14 protein-coding genes, 1 tRNA gene and 2 rRNA genes (1 of these 17 cut by a window edge) are annotated in these 23,478 nt (G+C 37.1%); 1 reads left to right on the forward strand and 16 read right to left on the reverse strand.

Translation table 11 applies throughout. The annotated features are described in order from the left end of the window. Positions 1–560: 560 nt before the first annotated feature. From NSCAC_RS05350 to NSCAC_RS05410, 13 genes are all read right to left on the reverse strand, one after another. Positions 561–4,340, reverse strand: a complete 3,780-nt coding sequence (locus NSCAC_RS05350) for an nSTAND3 domain-containing NTPase (RefSeq protein ID WP_197743821.1) — start codon at positions 4,338–4,340, stop codon at positions 561–563. A gap of 180 nt (positions 4,341–4,520) precedes the next feature. Next, positions 4,521–5,585 carry a hypothetical protein gene (locus tag NSCAC_RS05355; RefSeq protein ID WP_197743822.1) on the reverse strand — a complete coding sequence of 355 codons (1,065 nt, stop codon included), beginning with the start codon at positions 5,583–5,585 and terminating at the stop codon, positions 4,521–4,523. Between the two features lie 2 nt (positions 5,586–5,587). After that, positions 5,588–6,949: a DNA cytosine methyltransferase gene (locus NSCAC_RS05360; protein WP_197743823.1), complete on the reverse strand. Its 1,362-nt coding sequence runs from the start codon at positions 6,947–6,949 to the stop codon at positions 5,588–5,590. An 18-nt stretch (positions 6,950–6,967) separates the two neighbouring features. Then, entirely contained in the window at positions 6,968–7,261 is a 294-nt protein-coding gene (locus tag NSCAC_RS05365) for a helix-turn-helix domain-containing protein (protein ID WP_197743824.1), read from the reverse strand. Between the two features lie 318 nt (positions 7,262–7,579). Continuing rightward, complete coding sequence (locus NSCAC_RS05370) at positions 7,580–9,370, reverse strand: GmrSD restriction endonuclease domain-containing protein (protein WP_197743825.1); 1,791 nt, start codon at positions 9,368–9,370, stop codon at positions 7,580–7,582. Between the two features lie 192 nt (positions 9,371–9,562). Further along, positions 9,563–9,727 (reverse strand): hypothetical protein, encoded by a 165-nt coding sequence (locus NSCAC_RS05375; RefSeq protein WP_197743826.1) that lies wholly within the window; start codon positions 9,725–9,727, stop codon positions 9,563–9,565. Positions 9,728–10,375: 648 nt separating this feature from the next. Then, positions 10,376–10,468, reverse strand: a tRNA-Ser gene (locus NSCAC_RS05380). Positions 10,469–10,503: 35 nt separating this feature from the next. Beyond that, entirely contained in the window at positions 10,504–10,716 is a 213-nt protein-coding gene (gene csrA, locus NSCAC_RS05385; RefSeq protein ID WP_197743827.1) for a carbon storage regulator CsrA, read from the reverse strand. A 193-nt stretch (positions 10,717–10,909) separates the two neighbouring features. After that, the gene (locus tag NSCAC_RS05390) at positions 10,910–12,136 is read right to left on the reverse strand and encodes an aspartate kinase (RefSeq protein ID WP_197743828.1); all 1,227 of its coding nucleotides are present in this window, start codon (positions 12,134–12,136) and stop codon (positions 10,910–10,912) included. Between the two features lie 11 nt (positions 12,137–12,147). Continuing rightward, positions 12,148–14,766 carry an alanine--tRNA ligase gene (gene alaS, locus NSCAC_RS05395; protein ID WP_197743829.1) on the reverse strand — a complete coding sequence of 873 codons (2,619 nt, stop codon included), beginning with the start codon at positions 14,764–14,766 and terminating at the stop codon, positions 12,148–12,150. 46 nt (positions 14,767–14,812) lie between these two features. Then, positions 14,813–15,847, reverse strand: a complete 1,035-nt coding sequence (recA, locus tag NSCAC_RS05400; protein ID WP_197743830.1) for a recombinase RecA — start codon at positions 15,845–15,847, stop codon at positions 14,813–14,815. A gap of 64 nt (positions 15,848–15,911) precedes the next feature. Then, positions 15,912–16,394: a CinA family protein gene (locus tag NSCAC_RS05405; protein WP_197743831.1), complete on the reverse strand. Its 483-nt coding sequence runs from the start codon at positions 16,392–16,394 to the stop codon at positions 15,912–15,914. Positions 16,395–16,737: 343 nt separating this feature from the next. Further along, positions 16,738–17,634, reverse strand: coding sequence for an Abi family protein (locus NSCAC_RS05410; protein WP_197743832.1), 897 nt, complete (start codon positions 17,632–17,634; stop codon positions 16,738–16,740). Between the two features lie 620 nt (positions 17,635–18,254). Between NSCAC_RS05410 and mutS the strand changes: the two genes are divergently transcribed. Further along, the gene (gene mutS / locus NSCAC_RS05415) at positions 18,255–20,801 is read left to right on the forward strand and encodes a DNA mismatch repair protein MutS (protein WP_197743833.1); all 2,547 of its coding nucleotides are present in this window, start codon (positions 18,255–18,257) and stop codon (positions 20,799–20,801) included. Positions 20,802–21,037: 236 nt separating this feature from the next. Here the strand turns inward: mutS and tsaB are convergent, their stop codons facing one another. The 3 genes from tsaB to NSCAC_RS05430 all read right to left on the reverse strand — a co-directional run. Then, a complete protein-coding gene (gene tsaB, locus NSCAC_RS05420; protein WP_197743834.1) occupies positions 21,038–21,700 on the reverse strand; it encodes a tRNA (adenosine(37)-N6)-threonylcarbamoyltransferase complex dimerization subunit type 1 TsaB in 663 nt (220 codons plus the stop codon). 126 nt (positions 21,701–21,826) lie between these two features. Beyond that, positions 21,827–21,941, reverse strand: a 5S ribosomal RNA gene (rrf, locus tag NSCAC_RS05425). Between the two features lie 82 nt (positions 21,942–22,023). Further along, positions 22,024–23,478, reverse strand: a 23S ribosomal RNA gene (locus NSCAC_RS05430); it runs 1,446 nt beyond the window's last position.

The raw sequence follows: 23,478 nt of genomic DNA on the forward strand, positions 1-23,478 counted from the left end.
CGTTTGAATATAGGCGCATTCTCTAAGCGATATCTGCGTTTTTTGGCACAGCATGCCGAAGTTGCTAACGTCTGCAGGAATCGAAGATTGCTGGTCAAGTGCGGCAATTGACGTGCCTAGAGAGGTTCCAAAGTGGTGGGGCGTATTGGACGAAACTATTTTGAACAAAATCCTGATGAAAACTACTAATGCATACCTCGCCCCGCTCACATATCCAAAAACAAAAATTCCTTTCCATTTTTTGCTAGTTCTTCCCTGCACTCCTCCGCCAAAAAAGAATTTATAAGGAAATTTTTGGTTTTGAGTTTGCGTTAATTCTTTCTATCCATTTCTTAATATAGGAAGTTTATTTTTATATGAAAATAGAAATATAATTAAAAGCGAAATAATAACAATATGGCAGCTGTAATTAATAAAAAATGTATATTAGCGAGTAGGTATCGAGCTACGAGATGAACTTGATAAGCACTTTATCGGATTTTGATGGGCTGATAGGGATTGCAGTCAAACACTTGATACCGCTTTTAACGTTTTTCAATAGTATTAATATGTTTACTTTATCAATAATGTTCATCCACAAAATCTCTTCTCATTTCTCTTTCAATATTCATACTCTCCCAAACTATTTTTTGTTCAAAAAAATCTATGTGTTCTGAATAGTCAAGGATATTGGGGAGCGAATTAATCATTTTTAAAATATCTTGATAAAACTCTATTTTTTCCTGATGTACAGGAACCCAACTTCCTATGGTACTTGAAATTCTTCCAAATGCTATCTTCTTCGTAACTTCAATATCCCTGTTCAACAGAAGGAATTCTCGATAGTATTCTACGAACCAGTCTCTAAAATTGGCATATACAACCTCAATTAACATCAAAACCAATTTTTTATTATCAGGATATTTTTGAGTTAATTTTAAAATAAGCAATTTCATTTTTGGCGCTAAATCAGAGAAGTTTTTTCGGCTATCAAATAAAGCAAAAATACCTCCTCTTTCAATGATTGAGAAAATACTTTCTTTTTCGTCTATTATTAAGAGTAAATCCTCAATCAATTCCTCATATTCAGGATAGTTCCATAATACACTTGTATTAATATCCTTCAACTTAATCTTGGAAGAATATTTTAATCCTACTAAATCATTTTTTAGGCTCTCATTAATGAAAGTCCTGTCCAAATCCAATATGGCTTTTAACTCTTTTCCATCATGGTCAAAATAATGGTTCAATTCATGTTGTGCCCAATAAACACTTTTCAAAAGATTTAGATGGTTGGTGAAATATGGTGCACATTCTTTACAGAAACCAACTCCAAAATTACAATATGTTTTACGAGCTTTATCCAAGATAATGCTTGTTATATAGGTAATGATATTATGGCTTTCTAACTCAGGTTTTCCTCTTTTATAGTCTGTAAAAACAGTTTCATATTTTAGATAATCAAGCATTTTATCAATATAAATGTGCTCATCAATTCTTCGAAAAATATCTATAAGAAGAATTAAGAAATGTTCATCAACCTGTTCTTTTGGTAATGTTGCTACTAATACAGATTCCCAATAAGTTTTTTCCTGAAACTCATAATTGTTCATTATGCCCAAAAGTTCTTTCCCAGTCATAATGTTATCAGCCAGAGCAACATTAATAACATGCCCTTTTAATGGAAAAAGGACTGTTCCGTTAAAGAATAATCTTAAAGCATTTTCAAACTCAGATTTATTCTTTCGTGCTATGGAAAAATAAATGTCCGTAACGGCCGACTCTATATACCAAGGATTAGTATCTTTCCGTTGTTTATATAAAATATCAATGTTTAAAAGAAATGTCTCTAAACTTTGCCAATCATTTGACTTTACAAAATCATCAAACTTTTTTTGCTTTTCTTTTTCGGATTCATCAATAGATTTTCCATCTCTATATTCCCAATCTGATTTTAAAAATTTTGATAATTTTTTTATATCTGATTCAATAAACTCATTCCAATTTTCAGGAAATACGGTTTCGGTTTCCGTCAGATGCTTGGCAAGTACACATACAAACTTACAATGTGCGTATTGTTTATTATCTAATTTTTCTGAGATGATTTTTTCATATATCGGCAATTCATCAATATACAAACTTTTATCTATATCACCATCGGGGTAGATTATTTGATTTAATATTTTTTGGCATGGTTCATTTTTAGATTCAAACAGATTACATACTTGATTGAGAATGCGTTCTCTTAATTTTATCAATTCATCGGATTTGTATAAATTAAAATTATAAATAGTAAGAGTATTTCCTTTAGTTAGGCCATCATAATGATGATGCCAACCCAGTAAAGCCTCTGTCAAGTTTAAAAAAATACCATTTGCGAATAATTTTTGGTTATCATTTAATTTATCATTTAACAAAACATTCAATAAAATATTTTGTCGTATATATCCATGTTCTAAGTCTTCAATTTTATATTGAAAATCTTCGTGAATGAATTTTAGGATTTCGGGTAATCGAGATGGCTGTTTGTCTAATAATGCTAACGTCAGTTCCAACGAGAGTTTAAGCAATGCATAAGGATGTTTCCAAAAACCTTTTAAAAGTTCAAAATATTTTGTAGCCGTGGTATGGTCGTTATGGATATAACTAAATTTAAGCGTTTCAGGGTGTTTTTCCTGAGGAAGACTTTCTATCCATTTTTTCAAATACAATAAGCATTGCCGATCTTTGTAGAGCCAAAATAGTTTATAAAAAGCATACAATTCTTCATCGGATTTTTCCGGTTTTATAACTTCATTTAGATGAGGCGAAACCAATTCTTTTACGCGATAATAAGCGAATGTATTGTTCACATCGATAAGCGTAATACGGATTCTATTAGAGAATCTCTCTATAAAAGTAGTAATCCATTCTGCATAATTGATAACGGCAGACTTATCATCAATAAAACATTTGTAGAATGCGTATGTTGCCAAAACTTGGTCTGATACTTTAACTATTTCATCAGAATAAACATCTAATATTTCACTATTATGAAGCTCCATTATAGCTGACCATAGGTCATTCCAATTAATTCCAAAGTTAGTTGAAAGAACGTTTTTCAAATCTTCATTGTTTCTGTCTAAAACACCAAAGAACGAAACAATAGCAAGAGATTTGAGAATTATTGGATTATCAAAAACACCTATCTCTTTTGAGATTTTCTTAAAGTATTTTTCATACAGCAATACAGGATTACTTAAATAGTTAGTTTCTGAATCAGGAGTGACGGAATAACTAGCCATTAAAGCAACCCTTGCATTACCTTTAGCTAAATCAACTATTTTCCGTTTTATATCACTGTGATATTGAAGATTGGGTAGAGCCGAAACAATTATTTTCTCTATTTCTCCATCCTTAAATTCAGGTATATTAAGTTCTTTATAAGGATAATCATCCAGTGTAGACGATACTTGTTTCTTAACGTAATCTCTTGACGTGATTATAACTTTTGCTGAATACGATTTCGAAGCCTCTAATTTACTCAGCAAATAATTTAGATTATTAATCGATTTATTGGCGTCGTCAAACAGTATAATGTACTGTTTATCAGGCAAGAAAAGATGTTGATAATCATCCCATAATGACACTCCCGAACTTTGAATGACTATTGGTACATAATCGTCTTTTGATAGTTTCTCTAAAATCTTGACTGCCAATTTAGATTTTCCTACGCCCGCACCTCCTGACAACAACAAAATATCATATTTTTCAAGAGTTTCTATACTACTTTTAAGTTCTTCCTCTCTACCGAAAAACTCATTTGTCAGTGAAGGTTGTAAACCTTTGGTTGTTTTTAAAAGAAAATCTTCAAGTGTGAAAATATCTCCCTTTATAATTTGAACCCCTAAATATTCTTCAGCCAATTTAGGGACTTCGTAAATAAACATTGGGAGATTCTGAATATTCAAAAATTCAAATTGTGTGTTGAAATTGTAAGATTTTACTTTAGCATTAAGCTGACTGTATTCTTCTGAACTTATTTTCTCATTACAAGCCAAAACGACTTTCTCAATATTTTCTTTTTTTATTGTCGTTACTTCTTCTTTAAAACAATGGTCTATATCCTTAGCAAGTTTATTAAAAAAAGATTTTGATTCACCGATTTTTTCTTGTGTTGTGCATTCTACAAAAATGTATTTATCATCATTTATAAAAAAAGAATCAGGAGTGCCCCTGCTTGTTTTTTCCTTTCCTACAACAGCACCAGGAGCTCCTATAAATTTATTGCCCTGTAAATACAACAAATGATTTATAAGGTTTTGAAAACTTGCCTGATTAATTGCCTTTAAAGCATTCTCTATTTGTATTATTGTATTCATAAATACTATATTTTTGTGTAGATAAAGATACAAAATACCGTACTGAGTATGATGCAAACAATAAAAGAAATCGACTCAATCAATTAGTCGATTAAGATTACAGAATTTTGGTATAATTAGAATAAAATAAAGAACTTAACAATCGTTTTGTGCAACTATTGAATGACCAAACGGCAGTAGCTATTTCAACACCAACTCTGTTAAAATTTCTTTGATATTTAGGTGCTTCGCATCTTGAATTCTCTTTGCGTGTTCTGCGACCAAGTCAATCCAATCAACCAACTTGGTTTTGTCTGTCGTTTTGGTTTCCCAATATTCCGAAAGCTCAAATGTTGATGTTTGCATAATCGTTTCAATGATATGTGGAATATTGTCAAACAAGTTCAAGAATATTCTTGGTACTTTTTGATATACTTTTGTGCCAACCACATAATTGTTTTTTCCACCTGCTGTAAACAAATCTCGAACGTTCGGGCAAACAACGGCTTCACGAGTTACCAACCAAATCGCTAATCTTCCGAACTTATCGCTACTATTCCCAAAGAGCTCGGGAAAATAAACCATTGCTCTGTTCTTCAATTCTAGTTTCTCTTTCAAAGAAAGATTGCTCCAAATTTGGATAACGATATTACTTGCCTTGCTATTATTTTCGGCATCCATCCACCAAAGTTCCTCGCCCGGTTTCAGCTTGCTTTTGTAGTAATCAACAATCGGACGGATTGGGTTTTCTTTCTTTCGTAGAGTATCGTAAGGCATGTTGATTTTATCGAAAATCGTCTTGCCTTGCTCCAAATTCATATCTATCAAATAGCGTGGCGAATGTGTTACCACAACTTCTGATAAAACTTCTTCATAATGGCGACAACGAAATTCAATCGGGCTTGCGAGTTTTGCAAACAACATAAAGATACGTTCAACATCATCAACTCTTGTGCTTTCTAAAACGCTGTTTCCTGTTGTTTTCCAATGATTTTGGGTGGTGGTCTTAACTTCAATTCCGTAATATTTCTTAGCAACAATATCGGGAAATTTCTGTCCTCCAATCAATTCGATTGAATTTTCAAATGGCGTGCCGACTGCCATATCCGTCATTACATCTCTCACATATGGCTCTAAATTTCTACCCAAAAGTGTTGCAACCTTCTTAGATGATTTTTGAGCGTGAATATTCAACTCGTCAATTGTTGAACCAAGTAATGTATCAAATTCGCTTCTGTTTTGGTCTGAGTTTACTGAAACTATCATCGTTATTTCTTAAAATACAAGTCCCAAATTTCCTCAATTCTCTTGGCTAAATTATAAGCTAAAAGCGGAGGAACTGCGTTACCAATAATTTTGTATGCTTGGGACGGACTAACTAAAAATGAGCCTTTTCTACCACTTTGATTTTCGATAACGAAGTCGTAATCGGGTGGAAATGTCTGTATTAAAGCGCATTCCCTAACCGTCAATCGTCTTTCTTTTAATCCTTTATTTAGTTCGTTTTCAATTTGTCCACCATTTTCTTTTGAAAGTCGCCTAAACTCAATATTTCCGTGATGCTCGGAACGGATTGTCGGTGAAATACTTGAAAGTTTTATTTCTGTTTGTCCTTGACAATGTTTACCCATAAATTTCGCTTTCGAGAAAAATTTTTGAGATAAATCTTTTGTATCTTCTGGTTCTTCTAAATGTTTAAACACATCTTTTAGCTGAACAAAGTTTTTTAAATTAACACTATCAACAGTATAACAATGTGTTGGGTTTGGATAGGGGCTGTATTGTTCTGAAATAGTTTCTTTTTCCAATTCAGCCAAAGCCGATTTTTTTAAAATTGATTTTTTAATTCCGATAAAAATTACCCTTTCTCTTGATTGAGGAACACCAAAATCCGCAGAATGTAAAACCTGTGGGTTAAGAACAATATAACCGTTTCCGTTGATTGATGAAAAGTCGTTTTGAATAATTGATTTCACATCACCAAGATTAACCAAACCTTTTACATTTTCTGCAATAAAAATTTTGGGTTGTGTAATTTCAATCACTTCTTTCATCCACGTATAAAGCTGACCGCGTGTTTCAACAGAAGCTGTTTTATCGTCAATCAATTCTCCTTTATGATTTTTATGTGAATTAAATCCATTACGTTTTCCCGCTACGCTAAAATCTTGACAAGGAAACCCACCTGTAACAACATCAATATCATCAGGAAAAACATTTACACCATTTCGGTACATTTTTACTAAATCAACAATACTTTCCTTGTAAAAATCTCCTGCATTGTGTCCTCGTTTTGAAAAATAATTAATCCAAGCATTTCTCGCATCAGTCAAAATATCATTAGCAAAAACGGTTTTAAACTTTGTTTTTCTGAGTTGAACAAAGCCGTTTTTCATTTTTTTGTCTATAAAATGTGGTGTTAGAATTTCGTTGATAGATTGTGGTAAAACTAAAAATCCACCCTCGAATCCCAAATCCATCCCACCACAACCCGAAAAAAGAGAAAGCACATTTAATGTTTCTTTCTGTTTCTCTTTTACTAACTTTTTTTCAGTTCTCGGATAGTATAAAATGTCTAATTGAGGTTCTTGTACTACGCTGATTTCCGCTTCTTCTATATATGTCCGCATAGTTAGTTTTTTACAAGGTTAGACTTTATGTATTTCACTTTGTTGTTCTGCTATTTTCAAAACTTTGGTAGTACAGCTCTCATCCGCAATTTCGTAAGCAATTCGTTCGCTCATAAATTGCACTAACAAATCTTCTTTGTCGAGTTTAAGGATTTCAGCAAGTTTTATGATGTTGTCCTTTGTCGGTTTGCGTTCGTTCCGCTCAATTTTGCTCAATATCGCTTGGTCAATGTCGAGATACGATGCAACTTGTCGTAGTAATAAACCCAAACTTTCTCGTTTTGCTCTTACAATTTGTCCAACTGTTTCCATTTCCATATGAATAATTTTACTTGACATAAAGTGTCAAATTTAAGTTGTCAATTTGGATTGTGCAAATATTTTAGGATAATTTATAAAAATTTTAGGGGTGGTGGGTGGGCTTGGTTTGTTTGGATTTTGTCCGTCAGTTGATGTCTGCACGGTCGTTGGGTAGGGTTGCACCTAACGGTTTGCAGCTTGGCGAAGTGGCGGAAATCGAAGCACAAATGTTCAGTTTTGCACAAAAGTACAATCCGATGAACTGCTGTTGAATTTAGCGCTGAACCCGCCATTTTGCCAAACTGCTGTTATGTGTTCGCCCTTTTTGCATTATAATGTTTTATAATATTCTTTAATTTTTTGAGCCATTAATTTTCGTCTTAAAGTCAAAAAGTCTTGGTAATCGTCAATACTCATTTCCATAATTTCGGTCGGAACGCAATTCATTTTTAAGTTGTCCAAAAGTTCTTGTTCTGTCGAAAGTCCGCTTACTTGTTTGTTGTCGTCTTGCATTTGAGTTTTGATAAGTTCAAAGTAATCTTTTGGTGGTTTGTTGCCGACTTTTATATTTACTTCCGATTGCATATAAACGTAGTTTGCAATTTGGTTGTATTTACTTCTGTCCAAACCGTTTTTACTTAAATAGTCTTTCGGAAATAAGTGATGAATGTCGCCACGTAAGGAAATTAAATCGCCAACTAAAACGTCTTTTGATAAAAATCCTCTGTCGTTTGCTTTTACTTGTGAAGCAAGGAAAACGTGAAAATACGGACTACTTGCAACGGAAGTATCTAAACTTTGAGGCAACGATGCGTTCCAAAATGCGTCCGAAAGTTCTCCGTCTTCTTTTTCTTGTAAATATTCTCCAAACGGTTTTTGAGATATTTGTTTGATGTCAAAATCAAAGGTACTTTCAGGCGAACCTGAATATCTTCCCGTTAAAATTGAGTAAACCAACCATTTTCTAACGTAACTTTCTATCGCAACAGAATTTACTCCAAGTTCTTTCAGTTTCAGGTAAACGATGTAAGCAAAATTTAAAGCGTTTTGCGAACGAATAAGTTTTGGCGAAATAAATCCTGCCGATTTTACAATCATTAAAAACCTTTTGAAATTGGTTTCATTGATGAAATTGTTTACTCCATTTTTGAGTTTTAAAAATGATTGTTCGGCAATTTCGGTTTCGTAACTTCTTGTTTCAAAATTTCTTCCCGAAAGCAAACTTACCAAATCAGAAAGTCGTCCTCTGTTAAATTGAGATGTAAAAGCAACACGAATTAAATCGTTGTAACTTGGGTCGTATAAGTCTTCATTTTCAGTTTTAAGCCACGACATTTTTTGGAAAAAGTCGGTTTTTGCAAAATCTTTGTCGTTATCAACGATGTGTTTGTAAAAATCTGGTGCAATAGCTAAATGGCAGAAATAATCAATTGCTTTTCTTAATTCGTTACCGCCATTTTCTGTGTCGGAAGCAATTTTGCTCATTGCAAAATCTGCCTGACTTAAAACAACGCCTTTTGAATTTATTCTGATAAAAATTTCCGTAACGGTTTCAATGTCCAATTCGGGTGCCAGCTCAATCATGCCGATTGGTTTTTTCACGATGCTGATTAATCTTGAAAATGAATTCTCTATTAAGTCTTCGTCTATTTCAGGATTTAATGCAGAATAGTCACGAACCAATTTAAGCAAACTAACTTTTCCCGAAAAAGCGTCTGTGATGTCGTGAAGCCAAATTTTATCTTTTAATATCGCAGGGTTTTGTACTTCAAAACGTTCTTCGATTGGATTAAAAGCGATTTTGATTTTTACACGCTGATAGTTTTTATTGATGACGCACTGACCTAAAATTGCAGCTGTCAAAGCTGTAATTCTTTGTTGTCCGTCAATCAAAACCTTTTTACCTTCGCTTAAACTTCCGTCTTTCAGTTTTACGTTTGGGTTTCGCCACGCTATTACGTAACCAATTGGATAACCTTGATAAAGACTATCCATTAAATCACGAACTTTTGAACTGTCCCAAACAAATGGTCTTTGTATTTCTGGAATTGCAATTTCACCTGAATTTACCCAAGCTAATATAGTTTCGATTAAGTGTTGGTTTACTGAATATTTCTGCATTTTTGTTTTTATCGTTCGTTTCTACTTGGTACGGTCGTTATAGGGTAACACATAACGTTTGACTCGCTTGGCGAAGGCGGCACTTTTTGCACGGAACTTCAACCGAAGACTAAACTTCAAATTTACGAAAATTTTTCAATCGAAGATGTTTCCTGCCGCTTTTGCCAAACGAGCTGTTAGGTGCATACCCTTTTATTTCAATGTTAGTTTGGTCAATATTTCTTTGATATTTAGATGCTTCGCATCTTGAATTCTCTTTGCGTGTTCTGCAACCAAGTCAATCCAATCAACCAACTTGGTTTTGTCTGTCGTTTTAGTTTCCCAATATTCCGAAAGCTCAAATGCTGATGTTTGCATAATCGTTTCAATTGGTTGGCAAATTGCTCTTCCTCGTAGTTCTGTTCTCGCTCTATACTTGAGGCAACAAACAGGCTGAACAATCCCAAATCGGAACTCTGTGAATGTTTCTATGTGATAAGCTCGAAAAGTTTTTTTGTCGGTTGGTTGTCTATTGCGTTCGTATTGGAAACAGAGTTGTCCTGTATCTTTAATTCGGGTTTGTTTCCGTTCGTTGTAATACATTTGCCGACAGGTTTCTGTCCAACTGTGAAGCATTCCAAATGCTTACCATTATCAATAAAAGCGATACCGTAAATCCCTCTGCTGTCGTTCCTGCGGACAACAGTATGAATGTTTTGTTCGGTAAGTTGCTTTTTAAATCCTGTTGCATGGGGTATTGAAATGTCATTGCGGAAACCCGTTCTCGGGTGCACTATCAAGGGGTAAATCGGGCAAGTATTTCTATTACTATAAATGCAGGCACTCCAAGCACGACAATATAAGTGCGATAAAAGCCCATAACCAATTTTTGGAAGCCTGTGAGCTGATGAGCCTACCGATGACAAGGGTAAGGAAGATTAGGACGGTAACAAAAAGTTCGCTCGATTTGGAAAGCGAGTAGGTATCGAGCTGCGAGATGAACTTGATAAGTACTTTATCGAATTTTGGCGGAGAGAGAGGGATTCGAACCCTCGATGGAGCTATCAACCCCATACTCCCTTAGCAGGGGAGCGCCTTCGGCCCCTCGGCCATCTCTCCAGGTAGAAAATTAAAAAATCAACCAAGTCGAGTGGTTAATCAGGTTGTACCTTAGTATGTGATTCGCTATTTTGTTCAGTACCTTTTTCTTTTTGAATACGGGCGTAAATTTCTTCTCGATGTACAGTGACATCTTTTGGTGCAGCAACACCAATACGCACTTGATTACCTTTTACACCAAGAACAGTTACAGTAATTTGATCTCCAATCATCAGAGCTTCTCCGACACGCCTTGTCAAAATAAGCATAAATTCCATCTCCTTTTCTTAAAAAATCCATTTATTAGAACCCGTATACTCACAATATCCATACTAGGTTACAGAATCCAATAGCCTTAAATTGTAATATATAATGCTATAGTTGGATAGCACTTAAAATGAAAATCATTAAGCGTTTTATAATTTTTATTTTAAAAATAATCTCTTATATAAAAATTAGATTTTACCCAGTAGGCTTTGCTAGATTAAATGCCGTATGTAGTGCTTGGATACTTGCTTCTAAGTATTTTTCATCAATAACTACTGATATTTTAATTTCAGATGTAGAAATCATTTGAATATTTACCTTTTCTTCAGCTAAGATGCGAAACATAGTACTAGCAATCCCTGCATGAGAGCGCATTCCTACTCCTACAAGAGATACTTTTGCAATATTGTCATCTCCGATAACTTCACGGGCTTTTAATTGTACTGATGTGTCTTTTAAAATCCTTAGGGCTCTTTGATAGTCATTGCGATGTACTGTGAAAGTAAAATCTGTAGTACCATCTTGACCAACATTTTGGATAATGACATCAACTTCAATATTGGCACCAGCGATAGGCTCAAGAATGCGATAAGCTACTCCAGGTTCGTTTGGCACCCCTAATATGGTAAGTTTCGCTTCGTCTCGATTAAAAGCAATTCCAGAAATTAATGGCTCTTCCATTCTTTCTGTTTCAGCAGTAATAATAGTTCCCTCCCCATTTTCCTCAAATGATGATAATACCCGCAAAGGTACATTATATTTACTTGCAAATTCAACTGAGCGAATTTGTAATACTTTAGCACCTAAACTAGCCAACTCTAACATTTCCTCGTAAGCTAGGCTATTGAGCCTCCGTGCTTCAGGTACTACCCTTGGATCAGTTGTATAAACTCCATCTACATCTGTATAGATTTGGCACTCATCTGCTTTCAATGCAGCTGCTAATGCAACTGCAGTAGTATCTGATCCACCCCTACCTAAAGTAGTAATATCTCCCTTATCATCTATCCCCTGAAAACCAGCAACGACCACAATACGCCCAAGATTAAGATCGTGGAAAATTTGCTTTGTATCAATATTTTGAATTCGTGCTTTACTATAGGCACTATCCGTCCGAATCCGAGCTTGAGCACCTGTATAAGAACGCACGGGAAGATGGTATTTAGCAATTGCTATACTTAATAAAGCTATCGTTACCTGCTCCCCTGTAGCAAGCAATACATCTAGCTCTCTAGGTTCGGGATTAGGGTTGATTTCATGAGCTAAAGCGAGTAATCGATTTGTCTCCCCGCTCATAGCAGATACTACAATAACTAAACTATGTCCCTTTTCTCGAAAAGTAGCTGCTTTTTTTGCAACTGAAGCAATTCGCTCAGGAGAACCAACTGAAGTACCTCCAAATTTTTGAACGATTAAAGCCATTTTATATAAAATTATTTACTTACATTCTTCTCTACCCAACTAGGTACTGATTTAAGTGCAGTACCTAATTTGCTTGGATCTTTTCCACCAGCTTGAGCCATATCTGGTCTTCCTCCTCCACGACCCCCTGTTTGTTCAGCAACAAAGTTAACTAAGTCACCTGCTTTAATATATTGAGTAGCATTTTTAGTTACCCCAGCAATTAAAATGACTTTATTCTCTGTAACACTTCCTAATACAATCACGGCCGTGCCCAGCTTACTTTTTAACTGATCTACAGTGCTTCTTAGATGATTTATATCTGCCTCCTCAAGAAAAGCTGCCAGCACTTTCATCCCTTTAATTTCTTGAGCTTGAGCACTTAAATCTGTGCCTTCGCTATTTATAAGTTTAGTCTTAAGAAGACGTAGTTCCTTTTCCTGATGGGCTATTTGCTGTTGTAATTGTAAAATTTTTTCGGAAATTTTATTTGGCACCACTTTTAGCTGAGATGCAATAGTCTCTAGCATAGCCTCGTTATGCTCTATCCAATCAAGAGCAAGTTTTCCAGTCAGTGCTTCAATACGGCGAATACCTGCTGCAATACCTGTTTCGCTAACAATTTTAAATAAATTAATTTCTCCAGTTTGACCAATATGGGTTCCACCGCAAAGCTCCGTAGAGAAATCCCCCATCTTCAATACCCGTACAGATTCTCCATACTTTTCCCCAAATAGAGCTGTAACCCCAGAATCTAAAGCCTTTTGTAAAGGCATAATTATAGTTTCTACAGGCAAATTTTCTCTGATTTTTGCATTAACTAATTGCTCAATTTCATTGAGCTGAGATTGGGTGATTGCCCCAGAGTGAGAAAAATCAAACCGCAAACGATCAGGAGTCACTAAAGATCCCTTCTGTGCTACGTGATGTCCTAAAATTTCCCGCAATGCAGCATGAAGTAAATGGGTTGCCGAGTGATTCATTTTAGTAGGTACTCGATAATTCGCATTTACTTGGGATTGAATAATCTCTCCTATTCTTAGTATTCCTGTAACCACTTTTCCTAAGTGGAGGTGAGTATAGCCTTGTTTACGGGTATCAATTACAGAAAATAAACTGTTTCTAGTATATAGTTCGCCTTGATCGCCTATTTGACCACCAGATTCTGCATAAAATGGGGTTTGATTTAATACTACAATTCCCTCTTCTTCCATATTAAGCTGATCTACTGGAGTGATAGTGTCATTTACTATTCTAAATAAGCTTATGATTGCTCCATCGCCTTGTAAAGTGTTATAGCCAGTAAATTTAGTTTCTGTATTTACTGGTAGCTGAATATTTTGATCTTTGAAGCGACTGGCTGCTTGAGCCCGAGCACGTTGTTTAGCCATTTCTTTATCAAACCCTGCAATGTCTATACTTAGTCCTCGTTCCCTTGCAATATCGGCAGTTAAATCAATAGGAAAGCCAAAGGTATCATAGAGTTTAAATACAGTTCCCCCTGAAATTTCAGATCCTAATAAATTCACAATATCTTGCTCTAAAATTTTCAGCCCGTGATCTAGAGTTTCATTAAAGCGCTCTTCCTCTAATTTTAGAACTTGAATAGCTTGCTGTTGACCTCGAATAAGTTCTGGATAAGCAGAGCCCATTTCCTCAACTAAAGGGTTAACTAGCTTGTAAAAAAATGGTGTATTTAGCCCTAACTTATGACCATGGCGAATAGCACGACGAATAATGCGGCGTAGCACATAGCCTCTTCCTTCATTGGAAGGTTGAATCCCATCTATAATCAAAAAAGTGCAAGAGCGAATATGATCAGCAATGACTCGTAATGATGGGCTTTGTAAATCATAACTATGTGTTGCAGGAAGATTTGTAATTGCAGCAATCAGTGTACGAAATAAATCAATATCATAGTTGTTATGGACTCCCTGTAAAATTGCAGCAAGTCGCTCTAACCCCATCCCAGTATCCACAGAGGGTTTAGGTAAAGAGGAAAGTTGACCTTTCTCATCTCGGTTATATTGCATGAAAACTAGGTTCCAGATCTCAATATAGCGATCTCCATCTTGATCCGGACTTCCTGGGGGGCCTCCTGCAACACTGGGACCATGATCATAAAAAATCTCTGAGCAAGGTCCACAGGGTCCAATATCACCCATAGACCAAAAATTATCATCAGATCCGCAACGGGAGAAACGATTTGGGTTTATGCCAATTTCCTTTAACCAAATATCGGCCGCTTCGTCATCTTCTTCAAAAACAGTTACCCACAACTTATCTGGAGGAAAATCAAGGACATTAGTCAAAAAATCCCAAGCATAGCTAATAGCTTCTCGTTTAAAATAATCTCCAAAACTAAAATTACCTAACATCTCAAAAAAAGTGTGATGCCGTGCTGTGTAGCCCACATTTTCTAAATCATTATGTTTACCCCCTGCACGCATACAACGCTGAGCACTTGTAGCACGCTGATAAGATCTTCTTTCATAACCTAAAAATATATCTTTAAATTGAACCATCCCTGCGTTAGTAAAAAGCAGTGTAGGATCATTAGCAGGAATTAAAGAGCTACTTGGGATAATTTCATGATCTTTACTATAGAAATAATCAAGGAATGCTTTTCTAATTTCTGCACTGCTTTTCATGGGCTATCTATTTAATCTAATAATGCGATTTAAGAGCTTAAGGGTATTACTTTTTATGCTCAGAGCTATTTTTCATATTTTGTTTTACTGCAGGTAAGAGTTTTGCTCGAATGGCTGCTTCAATATCTTTAGCTATTTTTGGGTTTTCTTTTAAGTATTGGCGTACATTATCTTTACCCTGCCCCATTCTATTATCATGGTAGTTATACCAAGCACCTGTTTTCCCAATTAAAGATTCTTGAACACCTAAATCAATAAGCTCACCCTCACGGGAAACGCCTGCACCGTATAAAATATCAAAAGAGGCTTGCTTAAAAGGAGGAGCCATTTTGTTTTTAACTACCTTTACTTTGGTTTCATTACCGATAATATCCTCACCTTTTTTTAAAGCACCTACCCGGCGAATATCCAACCGTACTGAAGCATAAAACTTTAAAGCATTACCTCCAGTTGTGGTTTCTGGATTACCAAACGTTACCCCAATTTTCATTCTAATTTGGTTAATAAAAATAACTAACGTGTTAGAGCGTTTAATATTTGCAGTTAATTTACGCAAAGCTTGAGACATTAGCCTAGCTTGTAATCCCATATGAGAATCGCCCATCTCTCCTTCAATTTCTGCTTTAGGGGTTAAAGCGGCTACTGAATCGACAACAATCGTATCTACTGCTCCAGAGCGAACAAACATATCTGCAATTTCTAAAGCCTGTTCTCCCGTATCTGGTTGTGAGATTAATAAATCATCTACATTAACACCTAATTGTCTAGCATATTGAGGATCAAGAGCATGTTCAGCATCTATAAAAGCAGCTGTACCTCCTAGTTTTTGTGCCTCTGCTACAGCTTGTAGTGCTAATGTGGTTTTACCAGAGGATTCCGGTCCAAAAACTTCTATAATCCTCCCGCGAGGCAATCCACCAATTCCAAGGGCAATATCTAAACTGAGTGATCCGGTAGAGATAATATCTATCTCATGTATAACACTGGTATCATCTCCAAGGCGCATCACTGCACCTCTACCAAATTGTTTTTCGATCTGAGATAAAGCAGCTTCTAGAGCCTTTTTACGGTTTTCATCCATATCTTGTCTCAAGATGGTTAAAATTGTAGTTAGGGATTATCCCATATTTTTAGGAAGTAATATATTAAGTAGCTGAAATAGTTAATAACCTTTGTAATGCTGTTTCTACTGCTTGCATTTGAACATGAGTTCTGGTACCGAAAAAATGTTTCTTCTCTGCCCATATTTCTCCTGTTTTTAATGTCCACGCAAACCATATAATACCTACAGGTTTTTCTAGAGATCCTCCAGTGGGTCCAGCAATACCACTGGTGGCAACACTCACATCTGCATGACTAAATTTTAAAGCCCCTTTTGCCATTTCTACCACAGTTTCTTGACTTACAGCACCAAAACGAGAAAGAGTTTCAGAATTAACCTCTAATAGCTCTTGCTTTGCTCTATTACTATAAACAATGAACCCTTGTTCAAACCAAGAGGAACTTCCAGGAACAGTAGTAATTGCTTGAGCTACTCCTCCACCTGTACAAGATTCAGCAGTGACTATCTTTTGTCGAGATTTTTTTAAAGACTCACCTAGTTGGTGTGCCAGAATTTCTAATTTCATTTTTAATATCTTAAATTAACCTAAACAATCTCATCACTTTAAAGCTGAGGTATGCATTACATGATATGCCTTACGTTAAGTAATTTCACTTATTAGTCAATGGTTTTATTCATAATAAATGAATCTATCAAACGCCTCTCTATTTAAAGATTAATAGAGCGATTGCTACTATAATAAGGGTGACTAATTGTGCCTTCCAATTTTAGTACTAATTTATTGAGACAATTATAGTGTTCTCTAGAATCAATATTCTATGGCTTAGTGTAAGCTGCATTGGTTAGGTTGGATGCAGTACTCATACCGAGTGCATAGCAAATAAGCGAACGGGAGGATTGGGTGCTAATTACCGCCAGCCTGATTGATTGCTCCAATCTTTCGGGAAGCCGATCTCAGCCAAGTCTACCTCTGGATACTCGGCAAATAACGCACTCAACTGTTCTGGCCACGCCTGCGGCAGACCAGTTTGGTGCAACAGGTAATTAATGACTGTTGCTACCGCATAGAAGGATTTTGAATTGGTAAACCAAATATTTTCCTTATGATAATTTTTGGGTGGAACACCAAGTGTCACACGAAGAAGTTGTCCACTGTGAGCTACCATATTGCGTACAACCGTTAAAGTATGAATCCATGACTCAAATACTTCAGTCGTGTTGATGTTGAAGCGCCGGCTGATTGCCTTACGATCATCCGAGTTCTTTAATAACTGATAGGTCTTGGACCAAAGCCCAAATGTTACGCACTCACACACCGACCAACTAGGTGGAAGATGGGGCTTACTATATCGCGAAAAATAATACTCCACGAATGTTTTACCATAAGCTCGAGCTCGCTCTACTTCAGCTTCAATCTTCGCTACAAGATCAGTAGCACCTCCTTGCTTGAACAAGTGTGCATCTAAAAACCAATGCGGTGAGTACCTGAGGCTTAGATAATTAGCCATTACAACCCTCACCGCAATTTCCAGACGCTCGATGGCCGCCATGGTGAGGACTCTCAACTTTCTATCGAACTCACAGCGACTGACAATGCACTCAAATCTATAGCCAGCTGGAAAAGCTTTAGTGACCAGATCGACCAGATGATGCCAGTACCCTTTGAGACGATATCCACCCATAAAGCGTATATAATTACACGCCTGCTTGGTATCATCTACAACTAATCCTTGCTTCTCCAGCTTTTGGAGGAGCTGCTCTGGCGAATATGCTGGTTTATTGAATGGAATCAGACTTATTGCCATGAACGTAATATAAACGTATAGACAAAAAAAACCCGCCTTTTGCACGTCTGCATATCGCAGAACCCTACCCGAAGATAGGACGTGTAGCGGGTGCGTTAAGTTTATCTTAATCTAATCACTCACCATACACAAGTCAAAAGGTCTAAAAAATCTGTTGGAGTCGTTGCCCTAAACACGCTACCTTTCCTAAATCCTTAACCTCCTACCATAAACGCCTCCTGTAAAGAATATAGTTATTTTTCTTGAGATGCATGGTCAGCGTCTTATCTACCGCACTGGGCTTAAGATTTCTGCTTGAATGGTTATACACGATCCCAGATAGTGGAGTGATGCCTTGGCGATCTTATGTGAATAGACCGACACTTGATAAAGTATACTTTAGAACATCTTTACGTAAAGTACACTTGGCGCAAAACTCTCGATGGTCACAACTTCTTGAGCATCTACAACAAAGCGGAAATGTTCCTGCACACTTGTACAAGTGAAGTGTATGGTCGCTGGATAGATTCAAAGTCTCCCAGTAAGCTGGAACATATCTGAGAGAGTAAGCAAAATATGTGCTAAATTGTCTCAAATTTGCCCTAAAAACCTGACGAAGAAACTCTAATGAATTAATTTATATGGATAAAACGAATCTTTCTTCGCACACTCCTATGATGCAGCAATACCTACAGATAAAAAAAGGTTATCCTGATATGTTGCTACTCTACCGTATGGGGGATTTCTACGAGCTATTCTATGAAGATGCAAGACGTGCTTCTCAATTGCTTGATATTGTACTAACCGCCCGAGGGCAATCTGCAGGCCAAGCTATTCCTATGGCAGGAATTCCTCATCATGCCCTAGATTCTTATTTAGCTAAATTAGTTCATCAAGGAGAATCAGTAGCGATCTGTGAGCAAATTGGAGATCCTGCTAAAAGTAAAGGACCAGTTGAACGTCAAGTTGTTCGAGTGGTTACCCCTGGGACGATTACTGATGAGGCACTATTAGATTCACGCCAAGATAGCTTATTAGTTGCACTTTGCAAAAGCGCTAAGCTAATTGGCTTAGCGATTCTTGATCTAAGTAGTGGACGGTTTACAATTCTAGAAATTGAAGATGAAAGAGCCTTGGCAATTGAGTTGGCAAGAATTCATCCAGCAGAGATTCTAATAAATGAGGGCTTGGTATTTTCTTCTATTAACTTAAAAAAATACCTCGTTCGTGCCCTACCTGCTTGGTATTTTGATGAAAAAATTGCTTACCGTAAAATTTGTCAACAATATAGTATTCAAGATTTATATGGTCTTGGATGTGAAACACTAAAAGCGGCTATATCTGCTGCTGGAGGGTTACTTCAATATATCCATGATACTCAACAAATGCGCACTCCCCATATTCAAAAAATTCAGATAGAATGGCAAGAAACAAGTGTCATTATTGATCCTAATACTCGATATAATTTAGAGCTAGAAAAGAGTATTAGTGGTGATGCTAGTCATACTTTAATTTCTATACTTGATAATACTGCAACTCCAATGGGAGGGCGCTTATTACGGCGATGGCTCCACAGACCAGTGCGGAATCATGATTTACTTAGAGAGCGACAGCAAGCCATTAGTATCCTCTTAGAGTCTGGATCTGTTGAGAAACTACAAAAGCTATTACATAACATAAGCGATATAGAACGCATTCTTGCTCGGATAGCATTACGATCTGCTCGCCCAAGAGATCTTGTGCAGTTACGAGAAACATTTTTTCTACTCCCAGAAACTCAAAAAATTTTATCCTCTTTAGAAAAAAGTACCTTACTCCAATCTCTACAGAAAGCATTAGGTCCATTCCCTGAAGTCTATCAATTACTAAAAGATGCAATTGCGGAAAACCCATCCTTATTAATTAGGGATGGAGGTGTAATTGCTTCTGGTTTTGATACTGAGTTAGATCAATTAAGGCAATTAAGCGAAAATACAGGGCAATTTTTGATTGAACTAGAGCAACAAGAGCGGAAAGTTACAGAAATTCCTACACTTAGAGTAGATTACAATAAAGTTCATGGTTATTTTATTGAAATTACTCGTGCTCAAACTAATAAGGCTCCTAGCCATTATATTCGTCGCCAAACCTTAAAAAATGCAGAGCGCTATATTACACCAGAGTTAAAGGATTTTGAAACCAAAATACTTACTGCACGTGATCGAGCTCTAAATCGTGAAAAAATACTTTATGAAAGATTACTTACTCAGCTTTTAGATCCCCTACCTGCACTTCAACAATGTGCTAGTGCTTTAGCTGAACTAGACGTACTTAATAATTTAGCTGAACGTGCTAAAGACCTTTCCTATACTAAGCCCATATTTAGTAGCCAGCCTGAGATTTTTATTGAGCAAGGACGGCATCCAGTTGTTGAAAAAAACTTAGATACTCCTTTTGTACCTAACGATCTAAAACTCTATAAGAATCATGAAATTTTAATTATTACAGGTCCTAATATGGGTGGAAAATCTACTTATATGCGCCAAACAGCACTTATCGTGCTTTTGGCCTATATAGGTAGCTTTGTCCCTGCCGATTACGCAAAAATTGGACCTATTGATCGAATTTTCACTCGTATTGGTGCCTCTGATGATCTGGCAGGAGGTCGCTCAACATTTATGGTAGAGATGAGTGAAACCGCAAATATTATAAATAATGCTACCCAAAATAGTTTGGTACTAATTGATGAGATTGGTCGTGGCACCAGCACATTTGACGGATTATCGCTAGCTTGGTCAGTTATTTCTCATTTAGCATATAAGCTTCGTGCTTTTACTTTGTTTTCAACTCACTATTTTGAACTTACCAAGCTTACTAAAAATTTTCCTAATATAGTTAATATTCACTTTGCAGCAACTGAATATGAAGAACAAATTATCTTTCTGCATAAAATCAGAGAAGGTCCAGCGAGACAGAGCTATGGTTTACAGGTTGCCGCACTGGCAGGCATGCCTCAAGAAATAATAGAACAAGCTCAGTATCAGCTTATAAAATTAGAAAATTGTACTCAGGAACAAGTAAGTTCCCAATATCTTTCTATTATTAAGAATTTATCTAATTTAGATTTGGATGATGTGAGTCCTAGACAAGCTTTAGAGATACTTTATAAACAAAAACAGCTACTGATTAATATTAATGAGAACTCTTAAAATTAAGAATCGTTGTATATAGCAACAAAAAACTGAATTACTTGTTAGAGAAAGCTAGGATACTTCTAAATAAAAATTTAAAGAAAAATCAGCTAGATGGGGATTAATCTATCAGTTTTAAATCCCTTGATTTAAACTCCTGTTCTAAATTTTTATTTGCACATTTAGGGTTAACCTTTATCTGATATATTTAATATATTTAATCCAATACATTTCTGTATAGTTATTTTTCCTTATTAGCTTCTTACTACTTTATTTCTAATATAAGTAGGAAGTATCTCTTCAGCGGTTACTGATATTCCTTGAGCAAAAATATCTACTGCAAGTGCAGCAATTGCATTTGCTTTAGGGTAGCACTCCGAATTCCAGCCTATTACAGATTTATTAAAACGTGTGGCTAATTGATTTTCATATGATCTCCATCCTGAACCTAACCCTAACCAATCATCACCTTGTACATAAGGTGCCTCTTGCGGAGAGCAAACTAGTTCATTTTCTTTTAAAATAGTCAAGCCAGAATCCTCCTTCTCATAAACTCCCCAATATACCTCTCCGATTCGAGCATCAATAGCTACAAGTGATTTTTTGGATTCATGGGATTGAGCAATAGCGGCTAAAGAAGAGACAGGTATAGCAGGAATATCTCGAGCAAACGCTATCCCTTGTGCTATACCAATACCAATACGTAGTCCAGTGAAAGATCCAGGTCCTTTACCAAAAGCTAATAGATCAATTGCTGATAAGGAGACTTCAGTTTCTGCTAATAGCATATTAATCATATTTAAAATGTGCTCAGAATGCCCTTGGTGAGTAGCTATAGAGTGCTCGTAAATTGCTCCATTTACCGCTAATGCAATTGAGCATATTTCAGTTGTAGTATCTAATGCAAGTAGATTCACAAAAATTTAATACCAGAGTAATATTTTTCCATTCGGGATAGCTATCAGATACCATAAAAGCAGGCAAAAAAAATCCCTTAACATAAATTATATCGATATGCTAAGGGAGTTGCATAAAAAATAAATGCCTGGCAGTGACCTACTTTCACATGGGTAACCCCACACTATCATCGGCGCTAAGCAGTTTCACTTCCGAGTTCGAGATGGGATCGGGTGGGACCTACTTGCCATGGCCACCAGGCAAAAACTAAAAAACTATAAAATCGAGAAAACTTAAGAAATTAGAAACCTTAATCAATATACCAAACTTGCTTGGGTGTTATATAGTCAAGCCTCACGGGCGATTAGTATGGGTTAGCTTCATACATTACTGCACTTCCACACCCCACCTATCAACGTTGTCGTCTTCAACGGCCCTTTAGGAACCTTTAAGGTTCAGGGAGATCTCATCTTGAGGCAGGCTTCCCGCTTAGATGCTTTCAGCGGTTATCCCTTCCGAACATAGCTACCCGGCAATGCCACTGGCGTGACAACCGGAACACCAGAGGTTCGTCCACTCCGGTCCTCTCGTACTAGGAGCAGCCCCTCTCAAATCTCCAACGCCTACGGCAGATAGGGACCGAACTGTCTCACGACGTTCTAAACCCAGCTCGCGTACCACTTTAAATGGCGAACAGCCATACCCTTGGGACCGGCTACAGCCCCAGGATGTGATGAGCCGACATCGAGGTGCCAAACACCGCCGTCGATATGAACTCTTGGGCGGTATCAGCCTGTTATCCCCGGAGTACCTTTTATTCGTTGAGCGATGGCCCTTCCACACAGAACCACCGGATCACTAAGACCGTCTTTCGACCCTGCTCGACCTGTCCGTCTCGCAGTCAAGCACCCTTTTGCCTTTGCACGCACCACGCGATTTCCGACCGCGCTGAGGGTACCTTCGTGCTCCTCCGTTACTCTTTGGGAGGAGACCGCCCCAGTCAAACTACCCACCATACACTGTCCCCAATCCGGATCACGGACCTAGGTTAGAACTTCGAATATTCCAGGGTGGTATTTCAAGGACAACTCCACTAGAACTAGCGCCCTAGTTTCTCAGTCTCCCACCTATCCTACACAAGAAGATTCAAAATCCAGTGTAAAGCTATAGTAAAGGTTCACGGGGTCTTTCCGTCTTGCCGCAGGTATACTGCATCTTCACAGCAAATTCAATTTCACTGAGTCTCGGGTGGAGACAGTGTAGCCATCGTTACGCCATTCGTGCAGGTCGGAACTTACCCGACAAGGAATTTCGCTACCTTAGGACCGTTATAGTTACGGCCGCCGTTTACCGGGGCTTCAATCAAGAGCTTCGCCTTGCAGCTAACCCCATCATTTAACCTTCCGGCACCGGGCAGGCGTCACACCCTATACTTCCTCTTTCGAGTTTGCAGAGTGCTGTGTTTTTAGTAAACAGTCGCAGCTACCTGGTCACTGCAACCCCTCTCCGCTCCAAGCGTATAGCCCTTCACGTACCAGGGGCACACCTTCTCCCGAAGTTACGGTGCCAATTTGCCGAGTTCCTTCACCCGAGTTCTCTCAAGCGCCTTAGGATTCTCACCCTACCCACCTGTGTCGGTTTAGAGTACGGTCTCATATAACCTATCGCTTAGAGGCTTTTCTTGGAAGCAGGGCATCAACTACTTCACTCTCTTAACAGAGAGCTCGTCATCATGCCTCAGAATTATATACTCCCGGATTTTCCTAAGAGTACTTCCTACACACTTAAACTAGGATAT

Source organism: Candidatus Nitrosacidococcus tergens (genome assembly GCF_902810445.1).
GTDB classification, from domain to species: domain Bacteria; phylum Pseudomonadota; class Gammaproteobacteria; order Nitrosococcales; family Nitrosococcaceae; genus Nitrosacidococcus; species Nitrosacidococcus tergens.